The organism is Streptomyces sp. NPDC056224, assembly GCF_042267665.1.
Taxonomy (GTDB): Bacteria; Actinomycetota; Actinomycetes; order Streptomycetales; family Streptomycetaceae; genus Streptomyces.
In genome coordinates this window covers 91,783-108,525 of the sequence record NZ_JBHJTK010000017.1, presented here as the reverse complement: position 1 = coordinate 108,525, position 16,743 = coordinate 91,783, and the positions used below count along the sequence as shown (strand labels likewise).

Here is a 16,743-nt window from a genome sequence, read left to right as displayed (position 1 = left end):
ATGACACAGCCCGCGGGGCAGCGGCATTGACACGGCCTGAACAGCGATAGGAAACTTACTTAACAGTTGACCTCGGTGAGGGAGAGAGCGCACCATGCCCGCCGCCACGCCCGGAACGCCCAGCCTCTTGCGCGCCATGAACGACCGGGCCGCGCTTGAGCTGCTGCTGACGCACGGCCCGCTGTCCCGCACCAGGATCGGGCACCTGACCGGGCTGTCCAAGCCCACCGCCTCCCAGCTCCTGGCCCGCTTGGAGACCGCCGGGCTCGTCGTTGCCACCGGCACCGACGGCGGCCGCCCCGGGCCCAGCGCCCAGCTCTACGCGGTCAACCCCCGGGCCGCGTACGTCGGCGGGCTCGACGTCACACCGGACCGCGTACTGGCGGCCGTCGCCGACCTGACCGGCACGGTGACCGGCACGCACGAGGTCCCCTACACCGAGGGCGCGCACGCCGTCGAGCAGGTCGTCGAAGCCCTCGGCGGAGCCGTCAAGGCCGCCGGGCTGCACCTGTCCGACCTGCACCGGGCGGTCATCGCCACCCCGGGCGCCTTCGACCCGCAGACCGGCCGGCTGCGCTACGCCAGCCACCTCCCCGGCTGGCACTCCCCCACCCTCCTCGACGACCTGGCGGCCGCCCTGCCGATGCCGGTCGGGTACGAGAACGACGTCAACCTCGCCGCCGTAGCCGAGCAGCGCCTCGGCGCGGCGCGCGGCCACGAGGACTTCGTCCTGCTGTGGAACGAGGAGGGCCTCGGCGCCGCCCTGGTGCTCGGCGGCCGGCTGCACCGCGGCTGGACCGGCGGCGCGGGCGAGGTGGGCTTCCTGCCCGTACCGGGCCACCCACTGGTCCGCCAGGTGACCCGGGCCAACACCGGGGGCTACCAGGAGCTGGCCGGCGCACAGGTGGTACCCGGGCTCGCCGCGGAACTCGGCGTCGAGGCCCCGCCGCTCCCCGCCTCCGAGGGCTCGCACAGCACGGAGGTGGCCGCCGCCGTCGCCCTGCTCGGGCAGGCCGCGGCCACGCCCGAAGGGGCCCACCTGCGCTTCCTCAAGGCGTACGCCACCCTGCTCGCCACCGGTCTCGCCTCGCTCGTCGCCGTGCTGGACCCGGAGATCGTGGTGCTGTCCGGGGCGGTGATCGCCGCCGGCGGCGACCCGCTGCGCGGCCTGCTGGAGGCCGAGCTCGCCGAACTGGCCCCCTCCCGGCCCCGCCTGGTCTCCGGCGAGGTGCCGGAGCGGCCGGTGCTGCGCGGTGCGCTGGAGAGCGCGCTGGCCGCCACCCGCGACGAGGTGTTCGACACCTCCCGCTGAACCCCCTCCCGCTGAACCGGTCCTCCCGCACCCCCGGACACACCCCCCGCAGGCCCACACCCCCTCACTGGCACCCCACAGGAAGTTCCTCCCTCAGAGAGCGAGCCCCGCCATGCCCAGAACCGGACGCCTGACCACCACCGCGACCGTCATCGCAGCGATATCCGTCCTCGCCACCGCCTGTACGGGCCAGAGCGGCACCGGGGCCGACGACGACCCGGCCAAGGACGTCACCCTCAACTTCTGGCACGGCTGGTCCGCGCCGAGCGAGACCAAGGCGATCGAGGAGAACATCGCCCGGTTCGAGAAGGCGCACCCGAACATCAAGGTCCAGGTCACGGGCAACATGACGGACGACAAGATCAACCAGGCGCTGCGCGCGGGCGGGGACAAGGCCCCCGACGCGGTCGCCTCCTTCACCACCGACAGCGTCGGCAAGTTCTGCAACTCCCGCGCCTTCGCCGACCTGAACCCCTTCCTCAAGAAGTCCGGCGTGGACAAGGCGAAGGTCTTCCCCAAGACCCTGCTGGAGTACACCCAGTTCAACGGAAACCAGTGCACGCTGCCGCTGCTGCACGACGCGTACGGCCTCGTCTACAACAAGACCGCCTTCGCGGCCGCCGGAATCACCGAGCCGCCCAGGACGTGGAGCCAGTTCACCGAGGTCGCGCAGAAGCTGACCAAACCCAAGGGAGAATCGTACGAGCAGGTCGGCCTGATGCCCACCTACCACGGCTACGAGACCGCCCCCATGCGGCTGGCCGCGCAGTGGAGCCCCTCCTACTTCAGCGCCGACGGCACGTCCAACCTGGCCAAGGACCCGGCCTTCGCGAAGATGCTGACCGCGCAGAAGGACCTGGTCGACAAGCTCGGCGGCTACGAGAAGCTGGAGAGGTTCCGCAACACCTTCGGTGACGAGTGGAGCGCCGAACACCCCTTCCACACCGGCCAGGTGGCCATGCAGATCGACGGCGAATGGCGGGCCTCGATGGCGAAGGAGGCCGGCGTCCCCTTCGAGATCGGCACCGCGCCGCTGCCCGTCCCCGACGACCAGGCCGCCGACTACGGCAAGGGCTACCTCTCCGGCACGATCATGGGCATCGCCGCGGGCAGCAAGAAGCAGAACGCCGCCTGGGAGCTGGTGAAGTACATGACGACCGACACCGAGGCGGTGGTGGCCTTCGCCAACGCCATCCACAACGTGCCGTCCACCCTGGCGGCCCTGGAGTCCCCGAACCTCCAGGTGTCCCCGGAGTTCAAGACCTTCCTCGACATAGCCCGGCACCCGAAGTCCAGCACCACCCCGGCCCAGGCCGACGGCGGCACCTACCAGCTGACCTTCCAGGACTTCGCCTACGGGGTCGAGAAGGGCGATGTCACCGACATCCCGGCCGGTCTCGCCAGGACCGACCGGCAGATCGACACGGACATCGCGAAGGCCGAGTAGCCCCGATGCCCTCGACGACCACCCGCGCGCTGCGGACGAAGCACCGGCGGTCCGCCCTGCGGACGGCGGCCTTCATGTCCCCCTGGCTGATCGGGTTCGCGGTCTTCTTCGCCTACCCGCTGCTGTCCACCGTGTACTTCTCCTTCACCAAGTACGACGGCTTCCGGCAGCCCGCCGTCAACGGCCTGGACAACTGGGCCTACGTCTTCACCGACTACCCGCTGTTCTGGCCGGCGATGCGCAACACCCTGTGGCTCGTCGTGGTGATGGTCGGCTGCCGGGTCGTCTTCGGCCTCGGCACCGGCCTGCTCATCACGAAGATCAAGACGGGCGCCGGGATCTTCCGGACCCTCTTCTACCTGCCCTACCTGGCCCCGCCGGTCGCCGCGACCCTGGCCTTCGTCTTCCTGCTCAACCCGGGCACCGGCCCCGTCAACAGCCTGCTGGACGCGGCCGGGCTGCCCACGCCCGGCTGGTTCACCGACGCCGACTGGTCCAAGCCCGCGCTGACCGCCCTCGCACTGTGGGGGGTGGGGGACCTGATGGTCATCTTCATGGCCGCGCTGCTCGACGTACCGAAGGAGCAGTACGAGGCCGCCGAGCTGGACGGGGCCGGGGCATGGGCGCGGTTCCGGCACATCACCCTGCCGAACATCTCGCCGATCATCCTGTTCGCGGTGGTCACCGGCGTCATCCAGGCCATGCAGTACTACACCCAGCCGCTGGTGGCGGGAAAGGTGGCGGCCGGCGTGATCGGCGGCTCGGGCCAGCAGTTGGAGCCCGGCTACCCCGACAAGTCGACCCTGACCCTGCCCCAGCTCGTCTACAACCTCGGCTTCCAGCGCTTCGACTACGGCACCGCGTGCGTCGTCGCACTGGTCCTGTTCGCCCTCTCCATGGCCTTCACCGCGCTCCTGATGCGGCGCCGTGGCGGACTGATCGGAGCGGGCGAATGAGCACGCGCGTCGACAAGCCCGTACTGCACTGGATCGCCGTGCACTCCCTCGGCGTGGCGGCCGCCCTGTTCTTCGTCCTCCCGTTCGTGTTCCTGCTGCTCACCTCCCTGATGGGCGACCGGCAGGCGCTGACCAGCGACCTGTGGCCGGACACCTGGGAGTGGGACAACTACGCCCAGGTGTGGAACACGCCGGGCTTCCTCACCTGGTGGCGCAACACCCTTCTGTACGCCGGACTCGGCACCCTGTTGACCGTGGCCTCCTCCCTGCCCGTCGCCTACGCGCTCGCCACGTTCCGCTTCCGCGGCCGGCGGCTCTCCCTGCTGCTGGTCATCGCGATGATGATGCTGCCGCCGCAGGTGGTGGTCATCCCCATGTACCTCTTCTGGGCCAAGCAGCTCGACCTGTCGGGCACCCTGTGGCCGCTGATCATCCCGATGGCGTTCGGCGACGCCTTCACGATCTTCCTGCTCCGCCAGTTCCTGCTGACCATCCCCGGCGAGTACCTCGACGCGGCCCGTGTCGACGGCTGCGGCGAGGTGCGCACCCTGCTGCGGGTCGTGCTGCCGATGGCGAAGCCCGCGATCGCCGCGGCCGCGCTGTTCCAGTTCTTCTCCGCCTGGAACGACTACTTCGGCCCGCAGATCTACGCCTCCGACAACCCGGCCGCCTGGACCCTCAGTTACGGACTGGAGTCCTTCAAGGGGGCGCACCACACCAACTGGAACCTGACCATGGCCGCGACCGTGCTGGTCATGGCGCCCGTGATCTTCCTGTTCTTCCTCGCCCAGAAGGCGTTCGTCGAGGGAGTCACCCTGACCGGAGTGAAAGGCTAGCGACGATGAAACTCGCAGTGGTGGGTGGCGGTTCCACCTACACCCCCGAGCTGATCGACGGCTTCGCGCGGCTGCGCGACACCCTGCCGATCGGCGAACTGGTACTGATCGACCCCGCCGCCGAGCGGCTGGAGCTGATCGGCGGCCTGGCCCGGCGGATCTTCGCCCGGCAGGGGCACCCCGGCCTGATCACCACCACCTCCGACCTCGACGCGGGCGTCGACGGCGCCGACGCCGTCCTGCTCCAGCTGCGCGTCGGCGGGCAGGCCGCCCGGCTCCGGGACGAGACCTGGCCGCTGGAGTGCGGCTGCGTCGGGCAGGAGACCACCGGCGCGGGCGGGCTCGCCAAGGCGCTGCGCACCGTCCCGGTGGTCCTCGGCATCGCCGAGCGGGTCCGCCGGGCCAACCCCGACGCCTGGATCATCGACTTCACCAACCCCGTCGGCATCGTCACCCGGGCCCTGCTCCAGGCCGGCCACAAGGCGGTCGGCCTGTGCAACGTCGCCATTGCCCTCCAGCGGAAGTTCGCGGCCCTGCTGGACCTGGCACCGGCCGACATCCACCTGGACCACGTGGGGCTCAACCACCTCACCTGGGAGCTGGGCGTGCGCAGGGGCGGCCCCGGCGGCGAGGACCTGCTGCCACGGCTGCTCGCCGACCACGGCGGGGCCGTCGCCGCCGACCTCCGTCTGCCGCGCGCCGTCCTGGACCGGCTGGGCGTCGTGCCGTCGTACTACCTGCGGTACTTCTACGCGCACGACGAGGTCGTGCGCGAGCTGGCGACCAAGCCCTCGCGGGCCGCCGAAGTCGCCGCGATGGAGCGGGAACTGCTCGCCCTGTACGGGGACCCGGCGCTGGACGAGAAGCCGGCGCTGCTGGCCAAGCGGGGCGGCGCCTTCTACTCCGAGGCGGCCGTGGACCTGGCGGCCTCGCTGCTGGGCGACGGCGCACCGGCCGTCCAGGTGGTCAACACGCGCAACAACGGGACGCTGCCGTTCCTGCCGGACGACGCGGTCGTCGAGGTGCAGGCACGGGTCGACGGCTCCGGTCCGGTGCCGCTGGCCGTGCCGCGGCCGGACCCGCTGTACGCGGGGCTGATCTCGCACGTGACGGCCTACGAGGACCTCGCGCTGGACGCGGCGCTGCGCGGCGGCCGCGACCGGGTCTTCCGGGCGCTGCTGGCGCACCCGCTGGTCGGCCAGTTCGACCGTGCCGAGGGGCTGACGGACCGGCTCCTCGCGCACAACAAGGAGCACCTGGCATGGGCGTGACCCTCCCCGTGCTCCCCGCCCTCCCCGCCCCGCCCGCCCTCCCTTCCGTGCTGGCGATCGACGCGGGCAACAGCAAGACGGACGTGGCGCTCCTCGGTCCGGACGGCTCGGTGCTGCGCTCCGGGCAGGCCGGGGGCTTCCAGCCGTTCCGGACGGGGGTGCCCGCGGCCGTCGACGTGCTGGCCGAGGCGATCGCCGCGGCCGGGCTGCGGATCGGCGCGGATCGCGGACCGGGCGCCCTGCACGTGTCGGCCTGTCTGGCCAACGCCGATTTCCCGGTGGAGGAGCGGGAGCTGGCCCGGGAGATCCGCGGCCGGAACTGGGGCCGGGCGACGGCGGTGCACAACGACACCTTCGCGCTGCTGCGCGCCGGACTGCCCGTGGACGCCGAGCCGTGCGGCGTCGCGGTGGTGTGCGGGGCGGGCATCAACTGCGTCGGGATGACCCCCGACGGGCGGACGGCACGCTTCCCCGCGGTCGGCCGGATCTCCGGCGACTGGGGCGGCGGGGGCGGGCTGGCCGAGGAGGCCCTGTGGTTCGCGTCCCGCGCCGAGGACGGGCGGGGCGAGGCGACGGAGCTGGCCCGGGCGCTGCCCGCGCACTTCGGCCACGACACGGTGTACGCACTGGTCGAGGAGCTGCACCTGGGCCGCATCCCGGGCACGCGCCGGCACGAGCTGACCCCGCTGCTGTTCGCGGTGGCGGCCGCCGGGGACCCGGTGGCGCTGTCGCTGGTGCACCGGCAGGCGGACGAGATCGTGGCCATGGCGGCGGTGGCGCTGGGCCGCCTGGGCCTGCTGGAGCAGGAGGTGCCGGTCGTACTGGGCGGCGGTGTGCTGGCCGCCCGGCACCCGCAGCTGGACGACCGGATCGCGCAGGGGCTCTCCGAACGGGCCCCGCGCGCGAGGGTCTCGGTCGTGACGGCCCCTCCGGTACTGGGCGCCGGACTGCTCGGGCTGGACGCCCTCGGGGCCCCGCCGTCCGCCCACGGAAAACTCCGTGCCCATTTCGGGTGAACCCGCCCCGGGGGGCGTCCTGTCTGGAACCGTGGCGGTCGTACGGGCGTATAGACGGTGAAGGGAGGGCGGGGGCGGACCACCCGGGATCCGGCACCGGGTGCTGTGGTCGGCCGTCGCTACGTCCATACTGCTGCGGAGCACGGACAGGACGAGCAGGGGCAGGACCGAGGGGGAGGTCACGGTGGCCATCACATCACGCGCGCCCGCGCCGGGGGGCGGTCTCGCCGTGCCGCCCGCCGGGCCGCAGGCGATGCCGCCGGGCGCCCCGCCGGGGCGGGGCACCGCCTGGGCCGAGGGCGTGGAGCGGCTGCGCGTCGCGGCGACGACCGAACCCGGCCGGCTGAGGATCATCGGCGCCGCGCTGGCCGCCCTGGTCCTGCTCTTCGGCGCGGTCGCCGTCTGGGAGATCTCCGGCCGGTCCGCCGCCGCCGACGACGTCGTGGGCCACAGCCAGCCGCTGAGCGCGGACGCGGCGAGCATCTACCGCTCCCTCGCGGACGCCGACACCGCCTCCTCCAGCGGCTTCCTGCTGGGCGCCACGGACGAGCGCGAGGTCCGCCAGCGGTACGAGAAGGACATCGCCAACGCCTCCAGGCTGCTGGTGAGTGCGGCCGCCAACACCGGGGGCAGCCAGGACGGGCGCGCCCAGATCACCCTGCTGAGCGAGCAGCTGCCGCGCTACACCGGCCTGATCGAGCAGGCCAGGGCCGCCAACCGGCAGGGCCTGCCACTGGGCGGCGCCTATCTCCGCTACGCCAACGAGCAGATGACCACCCAGCTGCTGCCGGCCGCGCAGCGGCTGTACGAGGCCGAGACGGGCCGGCTCTACACGGACTACGACGACGCCCGGTCCTGGCCGCTGGCCTCGCTCGCCGCGGGCCTGGTCGCGCTCGCAGCCCTGGCGTGGGCGCAGCGGCGCAACTACCGGCGTACGAACAGGGTCTTCAACCACGGTCTGCTGGCGGCGACGGCCGCGTCCGTGGTGGTGCTGCTGTGGCTGGCCGTGGGGCACACGGTGGCGCGGTCCTCGCTGAGTGAGGCCCGCGCGCAGGGGCAGGAGTCCCTGAAGGTGCTCAACGACGCGCGGATCGCCTCCCTCCAGGCGCGGGCGGGCGAGAATCTGACGCTGATCGCGCGGGGCGCCGTCCTGGCCGAGGACAAGAAGTCCGACAAGTACGACGTGGACTTCACCGCCAACATGAAGGCGCTGGACGCCGGGCTGGCGACCGCGCTGCGGCTGGCCGACGACGAGGCGGGCCGGGCGCCGGTGACCCGCGCCGCGGACGGCGTGGAGCAGTGGAAGCAGCGGCACACGGCGGCTCGGGAGGCGGACTTGAAGGGGGACTACGAGGCCGCCCTGCCCCAGGTCGTCGGCGACAAGGACCACAAGGACAGCAGCGGGGCCGCCTTCGACGTCGTGGACGCCTCCCTGGAGCAGGCGGTCGCCCACGAGCAGCAGGAGTTCACCGGTGCGGCCCGGGATGGGCTCGGCGCGCTGGGCGGTCTGCCGACCGGCACCGCGGCCCTCGCGGTCCTCGGCGCGGCGGCGGCGCTGCTCGGTATCGGGCGCAGGCTTTCGGAGTACAGGTGAGAGCGATGCGGATACGAGCGGTGCGGGCCGGCGGCGGACACGGGAACGGCGGGGGCGAGACGTCCGGCGCGCCGCGGGCGCCCCGGGTGTCCGGGATGCGGCGGCTGGCGGGCCGGCTGCGGGGCTGGGGCGGGGTGACCGCGATGGCCGCCGCCTGCGCCGTGACGGCGGGGGCCGTGCTGCTGCCGATGGCCCGGGCGACACCGGACGCCGGCCGCCCGCCGGCGTTCCGCGAACCCGCCTCGGTCGCGGTGGCGCCGGCCGCGCCCTGGGTGCTCACCGACACCTGCCCGGACCCGGAGGCCAGCTTGCGCCCGTCCGGTCTGGACGGCGCGGCGATCGCCCGGATCAAGGCGGCGGGCAAGCTCGTCGCGGGCGTGGACCAGAACAGCTTCCGCTGGGGCTACCGCAACCAGGCCAGGGAGGGCGGCGGCCTCGACGGCTTCGACATCGACCTGGTGAAGGCCATCGCGCAGGACATCCTGGGCGACCCGAACGCGGTGATCTACCGGGCCATCCCCACCAGTCAGCGCGTACCGGCGCTCCAGGAGGGCCGCGTCGACATCGTCGTGCGAACCATGACCATCAACTGCAAGCGGCTGGAGGACGTCGCCTTCTCGACGGCCTACTTCGAGGCCGGGCAGCAGGTGCTGGCCCCCAAGGGTTCGCCGATCACCGGGTACGACCCGTCCCTGAAGGACAAGCGGATCTGCTTCGCCTCCGGCTCCACGGCGGAGGCCGCGCTGAAGTCGCAGCCGTACGGCTCGGTGCCGGTCACCGTGCCCAACCAGCTGGACTGCCTGGTCCGCCTCCAGCTGGGCGAGGTGGACGGCATCATCACGGACAACGCCCTCGCGGCCGGCCAGGCCGCGCAGGACCCCTCGGTGCGGCTGGTCGGCTCGCCCTTCACCCGTGAGTTCTACGGCGTGGCGATGAACAAGGACGCCTCCGACCTGGTCCGCCGGGTCAACAAGGTGCTGGAGGGCTACCGTGCGGGCGGCAATGACAGCCCGTGGATGAGGTCCTACCTCAAGCACCTGGCGCCCGTACTGCCCGGTGTGACCGGACCGCCCGCGCCCAAGTACCGGGACGGCTGAGGCCGGTGGCGGGCAGAGGACCGGGCGCGGAGCGGGACACCGGGCCGGACACCCGGCCGGGCACCCGGCCGGACACGGAGGCGGAAGCGGAGGCACAGTCGTTGGAGGCGTGGTCGGCAGTGATGGACCGGGACGGCGTCGACCGCGCGCTGGCCCGGCTGGGCGCGGAGCACGAGGCCGTCGAGACCTCCTTGCTGGCCCTCCAGGACCACGCGGGGCGCCGGCTGCTGGAAGGCGCCGGGCTGACCGGGATCACCAAGGAGCGGTGGGCGGCGGCCGACGCGGACATCACCCGGCTGTGGCGGTACTTCGACGCCTACAGCGGGGCCCTGAGCGCCGCCCGGGAGGTCCGGGAGCGGCGCCGCTGGCCGAACCGCGAGGACCTGGTCGAGCTGACCGAGCGGCTGCGCGGGCCCGGCGTGCTGATCGCCGGCGCCGCCGAGGAGGGCGTCGCGCTGGCGGAGCGGCTCTCGCTCGCCGAGCTGGTGGCCCGGATGAACGAGCTGTACGCGGGCTCGCTGGACGTGGTGGTCGCTGCCGACGCGGTGTGGTCGGCGCTGCCCGCGCGGATCGACCTGCTCGCCGCCGAGCTCCACCGCACCCGCTCGCTGGCCCACTCGGTGGGGGTGCGCCCGGGTGAACACCCTTCCGGCGACGACCTGGAGGCCATCACCGCCGAGCTGGCGGAGCTGCGCGCGCAGGTCATCGCGGACCCGCTGGCGTTCTGGGTGCCGGCGGCGGGCAGTTCCGCGCCCGGCGGCGGCCGCCCCGACACCGGCCGCTACGACCGGGCCGCGCTCGCGCTGGAGGACGTGCGCCGGGAGGTCGAGGCGGTGCTGGACGTCCGGCAGGACGCCGAGCAGCGGCTGATCAGCCTGCGGGACGTGCTCTCGCGGGCCGACCGGACGCTCGCGGAGGCGCGGACCGCGCGCGGCGAGGTGCTGGCGAAGATCGCCGCGTCGGAGGTGCCCGCGGTGAGCGGCCCGCCGACGGCTCTGCAGGAGCAGCTCGCGGCGGCGGCCGAGCACCGGCGCCGGTCCCGCTGGCACCGGCTCTCGCCGCTGCTGGAGTCGCTGGAGGAGCGGGCCGAGGAGGAACTCCGCAGGGCCCGTGAATCGTTGACGGCGGTGACGGCGCCGCTGGCGGTACGGGCCGAACTGCGCGGCCGGCTCGACGCGTACAAGGCGAAGGTGGCCCGGCACGGGCTGTCGGAGGACCCGCTGCTGATGGAGCGGTACGACACGGCCCGGCGGATGCTGTGGAGCGCGCCCTGCGACCTGCGGGCCGCCGAACAGGCCGTGCTGCGCTACCAGCAGTCGGCGGCCGAGGCGTTGCAGGGCACGGGGGCTCCCGGAAAGGACGGCGCATGAGCCTGATCGGAACGGCGTGCGTTCGCCCGGGCTGCCCGGGGACGTACGAGGACATGGGCGGCGGCGAACTGTACTGCGACACCTGCGGGCTGGCGCCCGTCGGCTCCGTCGCGGCGGGGGCGGAGGAGCTCGTGTCGCCGCCGACGGGGATGACGAGCGCGGCGCGCGGCTCCCTGGGGTCCGCGGGGTCCCGGGGGTCCCGGGGGTCGTTCGGTTCACACGGGTCTCAGGGGTCTCAGGGCTCGCACGGTTCTCAGGGCTCGCACGGTTCGGCACGGTCCTCGGCCTCGGCCCGCTCGTCGCGCTCGTCGTCGTCCCGCCGCTCGGTCTCGGGGCGGCTCTCGCGCTCGCTGTCGGGCGGCGCTTCCACCCGGTCGGTGTCGGTGCGCAGTTCGGGCTCGGCGCCCTCGTCCTCGGGGCGCGGGCGGCTCGGGGCCGGGCTGGTCAACGTACCGGAAGTACCCCGTCCGGATCCGTCGGCGGCGGTCCTGGCGAACCCGGAGGTGCCGGAGCGCAAGCGGTTCTGCTCGCGCTCGGACTGCGGCGCCCCGGTCGGGCGGGCCCGGGGCGAGCGGCCGGGCCGTACGGAGGGGTTCTGCACCAAGTGCGGGCACCCGTACTCCTTCGTGCCCAAGCTGCGCGCGGGCGATGTGGTGCACGGCCAGTACGAGGTGGCCGGCTGCCTCGCGCACGGCGGACTCGGCTGGGTGTACCTCGCGGTGGACCGGGCGGTCTCGGACCGGTGGGTGGTGCTCAAGGGCCTGCTGGACACGGGGGACCAGGACGCGATGGAGGCCGCGATCTCCGAGCGGCGCTTCCTCGCCGAGATCGAGCACTCCAACATCGTGCGGATCTACAACTTCGTGGAGCACCTGGACCAGCGCACCGGTTCGCTGGACGGGTACATCGTCATGGAGTACGTGGGCGGCAAATCGCTGAAGGAGATCGCGAACGAGCGGCGCCGGCCGGACGGCCGGCGTGACCCGCTGCCGGTGGAGCAGGCGTGCGCGTACGGCATCGAGGCCCTGGAGGCCCTCGGTCACCTGCACAGCAGAAACCTTCTGTACTGCGACTTCAAGGTCGACAACGCGATCCAGCAGCAGGACCAGCTGAAGCTGATCGACATGGGCGCGGTGCGGCGGATGGACGATCAGGAGTCGGCCATCTACGGCACGGTGGGCTACCAGGCCCCGGAGGTCGCGGAGCTGGGCCCCTCGGTCGCCTCCGACCTGTACACGGTGGCGCGCACGCTGGCCGTCCTGACCTTCGACTTCCAGGGCTACACCAACGTGTTCGTGGACTCGCTCCCGGACCCGGAGCACATCGAGGTGTTCGGGCGGTACGAGTCCTTCTACCGGCTGCTCGTACGGGCCACCGACCCGGATCCGGGGCGGCGGTTCTCGTCCGCGCAGGAGATGGCCGACCAGCTGACGGGCGTGCTGCGGGAGGTGGTCGCCCTCCAGACGGGCCGGCCACGGCCGCAGTTGTCCACGCTCTTCGGCCCGGAGCTGCGCGTTGCGGACACCCGGCTGTTCACCGACGCGCCGGGGGCCGCGGTCTCCCGGCTGGGCGAGCGGGTCGTCACCTCCCGGCGGAGCAGGCTGTTCGGCTCCGGCCGTGCCCCGGCCGTCGCCCCCGCCGTCGCCCTCGCCGCGGCGGCTCCCGCGACCGGGCCGTCGGCAGGCGCTGCCCCGCTCGCGGCGGCCGGCGCACCCGGCCCGTGGCCGCACCCGCCCCTGGGCGGGACCCCGCCCGGCGCAGCGGCTCCGCCCCCGCTGGGGACCACGGCCACGCACGTGGCGGGTGCGCCCGTGCCCGGTCCGCGGTCGGCGCCCGGGTCACCGGGGACGGCGCCGAATCCGCCCGATCCGTCCGCGCGTTCCCGGCCGACCGCTCCGGCCGGGGCACCGGGGACCGCGCCCGTGTCCCCGCCGCCGCCCGCGAGAGCGACGATGCTCGACGCACGCGACACCGCGCTGGCGCTGCCCGTACCGCTCGTGGACGCGGCCGACCCCAATGCCGGTTTCCTCGCCGGCCTGCTGGCGACCGCCCCCGGCGACCTCCTGGGCGCCCTCGCCTCGGCGCCCGCCGATTCGGCCGAGCTGCGGCTGCGGGAGCTGCGGGCGCGGCTGGAACTGGGCGAACCGGCCGCGGCCGGCCGCGCCCTGGCCGAGCTGGAGGCCCGGCATCCGGACGACTGGCGGGTGGTGTGGGCCCGCGGGATCGCCTCGCTGGCCACCGGGGAGGACGAGATCGCGGCCCTGTCCTTCGACGCGATCTACGACGCCTTCCCGGGCGAGCCCGCGCCGAAGCTGGCCCTCGGGCTGTGCGCGGAGGTCCTGGGCCAGCTGGACAACGCCGCCGAGTACTACCGCCTCGTCTGGATCACCGACCCCGGATTCGTGAGCGCGGCCTTCGGGCTGGCCCGGGTCCAGTTGGCCGCCGGTGACCGGGCCGGAGCCGTGCGCACGCTGGAGTCCGTACCGGAGGCCTCCATCCACTACACCGCCGCGCGGGTGGCGGCCGTACGCGCACGTCTGCGCGACCGGTCCCCGCAGGAGCCCCTGTTGGGCGATCTGACGGCCGCCGCCTCCCAGGTGGAGGCGCTGCGGCGGTTCGGGCTGGACCCGGAGCGCCACGAGCGGCTCACGACGGAAGTTCTGGGCTCGGCCCTCGACTGGGTACTGTCGGGTGGCCGGGGCCGCGACCCCGGAAGTACTTCGCTGCTCGGCAGTCAACTGGACGAACGGGGCCTGCGCTTCGGACTGGAGCGCTCGTACCGCGTACTCGCACGGCTGGCGCAGCGGGGCGAGGAAAGGATCGAACTGGTGGAGCGGGCAAACCGTTTCCGTCCCCGGACGTGGGTGTGATTGATGTCGATGCATCGGCTGTCGGGCTGCCCCAGCTGCGCGGAACCGCTGGAGGAGGGTGACCGCTTCTGCGGCGTCTGCGGTTACGCCGTCACCGCCCCTCCCCCGGCCGCGTCCGCGGACCATCCGACGATCCCCCTGCCGACGGCGCCACCCGTTGCCGCCGCCGGGCCGGCTCCCGGGCCCGCGCCCGGGTGGGGCAGCGTGGCCGCGGCCGCGCCGACCCTGGTCGACGGCCCGGCCGACTGGACCGCCCCCGCGCCGGAGCCCGAGCCCGAGCCGCGCCCGGCCGCGCCCGTGCCCGCGGTGCCGGCCGCCGCCCCGGCCGGGCGGTACGACCTGCCCGGCGGCGCCGGCACGCCCCCCGAGGGGACGCCGTGGGGGGCGGGCGAGGGCCCGCACCCCGCCGGCACGCCGTCGCAGGGCACCCCGTGGAGCTCGGCCGAGCACGCGCACGGCGCCGCGCCGGACGGTCCGCAGGCCCGGTACGACACACCCGGCGGCGCCGGCACGCCCCCGGAGGAGAACCCGCGGGACGCCGGGCCCGAGCACGAAACCCCGTACGGCACCCCGCCGGCGCAGGCGGACGGGGGCAAGACCTGCGTCGCCTGCCGCTCGGGCTACGTGGACACCGACGGGTACTGCGAACACTGCGGGCACGCCCAGCCGCGGGAGCGTGACCACCTCGAGGAAGAGCTCGGGAGCGTCGCCGCCGTCAGCGACCGCGGGCTGCGCCACCACCGCAACGAGGACTCGTTCGCGGTCGCCGCCACCGCCCTGCCCGACGGTTCCGCCGCCACCGTGGCCATCGTCTGCGACGGCGTCTCCTCCGCGAGCCGCCCCGACGAGGCGTCGGCCGCCGCGGCCGCCGCCGCCAACGAGGCCCTCCTCGACGCGCTCCCGCGCGGCGCCCACCCCCAGGAGGCCATGCACGACGCGATCCTGGCCGCGGCCGCCGCGGTCAACGCGCTGGCACCGCAGAGCCCCGGCGCGCAGAACGCCCCCGCCTGCACCCTGGTCGGCGCCGTCGTCAGCGGCGGCCTGCTGACCATCGGCTGGGTGGGTGACAGCCGCGCGTACTGGGTCCCCGACGACCGTGCCGCCCTGCCCCGCCGGCTCACCGAGGACGACTCCTGGGCCGCCCAGATGGTCGCGGCCGGGCTGATGGGCGAGGCCGAGGCCTACGCCGACGTCCGCGCCCACGCCATCACCGGCTGGCTCGGCGCCGACGCGTACGAACTCGAACCGCACACCGCCATCTTCAAGCCGGACCACCCCGGCGTGGTCGTCGTCTGCACCGACGGCCTGTGGAACTACGCGGAGTCCGCCCGGGAGATGGCCCAGGTGCTGCCCGCGGACGCTGCCGTCAGACCCCTGCACAGCGCGCAGGTCCTGGTCGGGCACGCCCTCGACGGCGGCGGACACGACAACGTCACCGTGGCCGTGGTGCCGTTCGCCGCCGAGCCCTCCGCGCAGAGCGGGCCGGAACCGGAACCGGGCGCGGAACCGGAACCGGGCCCGGGGACACGAGCGGAACCGGAAGTGCGCCCCCAGGCCTGACCCGCCTGCCCGAGCCAGCCCCTAGGAGTCCCACCGATGGCGAACTTCGCCAAGCCCAGCGCCCCGCGCTTCAGCGTGGAGGTGTACCAGAACGAGTTCCTCCCGCAGGGCGGGCGGGACGTCCACGCCATCGTCACGGTCACCTCCACCGGCGGTGCCACCGCCACCCGCGCGACGGCCGCCCGGGGCACGGCGGCCGTCGTGATCATGGTCGACTGTTCGGGCTCGATGGACTACCCGCCGGAGAAGATGCGCGGCGCCCGCGAGGCCACGGCCGCGGCCGTCGACACCCTGCGCGACGGCACCTCCTTCGCCGTGATCGCCGGTACGCACGTGGCCAAGGAGGTCTACCCGGGCCAGGGCCGCCTCGCCGTCGCCGACCCGGTCACCCGCGCCCAGGCCAAGGAGGCGCTGCGCGGGCTCAGCTCCGGCGGCGGCACCGCGATCGGCACCTGGCTGCGCCTGGCCGACGGCCTGCTGCGCCAGTCGCCCGCCGCCATACGGCACGGCGTCCTGCTCACCGACGGCCGCAACGAGCACGAGGACCCGGCCGTGCTGCGCGCCACCCTCGACGCGTGCGCGGGCCGCTTCACCTGCGACGCCCGCGGGGTGGGCACCGACTGGGAGGTCAAGGAGGTCACCGGTATCGCGGGCGCGCTGCTCGGCTCCGCCGACATCGTGGCCGATCCCGCCCACCTCGCCGAGGACTTCACGCGCATGATGGAGAACGTCATGGGCAAGGAGGTCGCGGACGTCGCGCTGCGCCTGTGGACCCCGGTCGGGGCGGAGATCCAGTACGTCAAGCAGGTCGCGCCCGCCGTCCAGGACCTGACCGGCCGCCGCACCGGGGCGGGCCCGCGCGCCGGCGACTACCCGACCGGCTCCTGGGGCGACGAGTCACGCGACTACCACGTGTGCGTCCGCGTCCCGAGTGCCTCCGTGGGCCAGGAGATGCTCGCCGCCCGCGCCACGCTCGTCCTGCCGGGCACGCAGGGCACGCAGGGCACGCCGGATCAGGGACCGCTCGTCCTCGCGCAGGGGCTGGTGCGCGCGGTGTGGACGGACGATCTGGCCGCCTCCACCGCGATCAACCCGCAGGTCGCCCACTACACCGGGCAGGCGGAGCTCGCGCAGGCCATCCAGCAGGGACTGGAGGCCCGCAAACTGGGCGATGTGGGCGGGGCCACGGCCAAACTCGGCCGGGCCGTGCAGCTTGCGAGCGCGTCCGGAAACGCCGACACTGCGAAACTCCTCGCGAAGGTGGTGGATGTCGTGGATGCGGCGGCGGGTACTGTGCGCCTGAAAGCGAAGGTTGCGGACGCCGACGAGATGACTCTCGAAACGCGTTCGACGCAGACCGTCCGAGTGAAGAAGACCTGAGAAGACCTGACGCGATGACGCAGGGAGAAGAAGG

12 protein-coding genes are annotated in these 16,743 nt (G+C 73.9%); all 12 read left to right on the top strand.

The window, feature by feature from the left end; genetic code table 11:
• The first annotated feature begins 94 nt into the window (after positions 1-94).
• The 12 genes from ACFCZ1_RS21055 to ACFCZ1_RS21000 all read left to right on the top strand — a co-directional run bounded on the left by ACFCZ1_RS21055 (position 95) and on the right by ACFCZ1_RS21000 (position 16,709).
• Complete coding sequence (locus ACFCZ1_RS21055; protein ID WP_376679785.1) at positions 95-1,312, top strand: ROK family protein; 1,218 nt, start codon at positions 95-97, stop codon at positions 1,310-1,312.
• A 112-nt stretch (positions 1,313-1,424) separates the two neighbouring features.
• Entirely contained in the window at positions 1,425-2,759 is a 1,335-nt protein-coding gene (locus ACFCZ1_RS21050; RefSeq protein ID WP_376679784.1) for an ABC transporter substrate-binding protein, read from the top strand.
• A gap of 5 nt (positions 2,760-2,764) precedes the next feature.
• Entirely contained in the window at positions 2,765-3,715 is a 951-nt protein-coding gene (locus tag ACFCZ1_RS21045) for a carbohydrate ABC transporter permease (protein ID WP_376679783.1), read from the top strand.
• The gene (locus ACFCZ1_RS21040; protein WP_376679782.1) at positions 3,712-4,551 is read left to right on the top strand and encodes a carbohydrate ABC transporter permease; all 840 of its coding nucleotides are present in this window, start codon (positions 3,712-3,714) and stop codon (positions 4,549-4,551) included. Before ACFCZ1_RS21045 ends, ACFCZ1_RS21040 begins: the two co-directional genes overlap by 4 nt.
• A 5-nt stretch (positions 4,552-4,556) precedes the next feature.
• On the top strand, positions 4,557-5,822 hold the full coding sequence (locus ACFCZ1_RS21035) for a 6-phospho-beta-glucosidase (protein WP_376679781.1): 1,266 nt from the start codon (positions 4,557-4,559) through the stop codon (positions 5,820-5,822).
• Entirely contained in the window at positions 5,813-6,838 is a 1,026-nt protein-coding gene (locus tag ACFCZ1_RS21030) for an N-acetylglucosamine kinase (RefSeq protein WP_376679780.1), read from the top strand. Before ACFCZ1_RS21035 ends, ACFCZ1_RS21030 begins: the two co-directional genes overlap by 10 nt.
• Before the next feature lie 253 nt (positions 6,839-7,091).
• Positions 7,092-8,432 carry a hypothetical protein gene (locus ACFCZ1_RS21025; RefSeq protein WP_376679822.1) on the top strand — a complete coding sequence of 447 codons (1,341 nt, stop codon included), beginning with the start codon at positions 7,092-7,094 and terminating at the stop codon, positions 8,430-8,432.
• Between the two features lie 95 nt (positions 8,433-8,527).
• A complete protein-coding gene (locus ACFCZ1_RS21020) occupies positions 8,528-9,529 on the top strand; it encodes a glutamate ABC transporter substrate-binding protein (protein ID WP_376679821.1) in 1,002 nt (333 codons plus the stop codon).
• Positions 9,530-9,651: 122 nt separating this feature from the next.
• Positions 9,652-10,899, top strand: coding sequence for a hypothetical protein (locus ACFCZ1_RS21015; protein ID WP_376679820.1), 1,248 nt, complete (start codon positions 9,652-9,654; stop codon positions 10,897-10,899).
• A gap of 5 nt (positions 10,900-10,904) precedes the next feature.
• The gene (locus ACFCZ1_RS21010; RefSeq protein WP_376679819.1) at positions 10,905-13,769 is read left to right on the top strand and encodes a tetratricopeptide repeat protein; all 2,865 of its coding nucleotides are present in this window, start codon (positions 10,905-10,907) and stop codon (positions 13,767-13,769) included.
• A 3-nt stretch (positions 13,770-13,772) separates the two neighbouring features.
• Entirely contained in the window at positions 13,773-15,329 is a 1,557-nt protein-coding gene (locus ACFCZ1_RS21005) for a protein phosphatase 2C domain-containing protein (protein WP_376679779.1), read from the top strand.
• A 36-nt stretch (positions 15,330-15,365) separates the two neighbouring features.
• Positions 15,366-16,709, top strand: a complete 1,344-nt coding sequence (locus ACFCZ1_RS21000) for a VWA domain-containing protein (RefSeq protein WP_376679778.1) — start codon at positions 15,366-15,368, stop codon at positions 16,707-16,709.
• Positions 16,710-16,743: the final 34 nt, after the last annotated feature.

Excerpts from the sequence above, each read along its gene's own strand:
- ACFCZ1_RS21000 (WP_376679778.1), top strand. The coding sequence starts at position 15,366 with ATGGCGAACTTCGCCAAGCCCAGCGCCCCGCGCTTCAGCGTGGAGGTG.
- ACFCZ1_RS21035 (WP_376679781.1), top strand. The coding sequence starts at position 4,557 with ATGAAACTCGCAGTGGTGGGTGGCGGTTCCACCTACACCCCCGAGCTG.
- ACFCZ1_RS21020 (WP_376679821.1), top strand. The coding sequence starts at position 8,528 with ATGCGGCGGCTGGCGGGCCGGCTGCGGGGCTGGGGCGGGGTGACCGCG.
- ACFCZ1_RS21030 (WP_376679780.1), top strand. The coding sequence starts at position 5,813 with ATGGGCGTGACCCTCCCCGTGCTCCCCGCCCTCCCCGCCCCGCCCGCC.
- ACFCZ1_RS21055 (WP_376679785.1), top strand. The coding sequence starts at position 95 with ATGCCCGCCGCCACGCCCGGAACGCCCAGCCTCTTGCGCGCCATGAAC.
- ACFCZ1_RS21015 (WP_376679820.1), top strand. The coding sequence starts at position 9,652 with ATGGACCGGGACGGCGTCGACCGCGCGCTGGCCCGGCTGGGCGCGGAG.
- ACFCZ1_RS21050 (WP_376679784.1), top strand. The coding sequence starts at position 1,425 with ATGCCCAGAACCGGACGCCTGACCACCACCGCGACCGTCATCGCAGCG.
- ACFCZ1_RS21025 (WP_376679822.1), top strand. The coding sequence starts at position 7,092 with ATGCCGCCGGGCGCCCCGCCGGGGCGGGGCACCGCCTGGGCCGAGGGC.
- ACFCZ1_RS21040 (WP_376679782.1), top strand. The coding sequence starts at position 3,712 with ATGAGCACGCGCGTCGACAAGCCCGTACTGCACTGGATCGCCGTGCAC.
- ACFCZ1_RS21045 (WP_376679783.1), top strand. The coding sequence starts at position 2,765 with ATGCCCTCGACGACCACCCGCGCGCTGCGGACGAAGCACCGGCGGTCC.
- ACFCZ1_RS21005 (WP_376679779.1), top strand. The coding sequence starts at position 13,773 with ATGTCGATGCATCGGCTGTCGGGCTGCCCCAGCTGCGCGGAACCGCTG.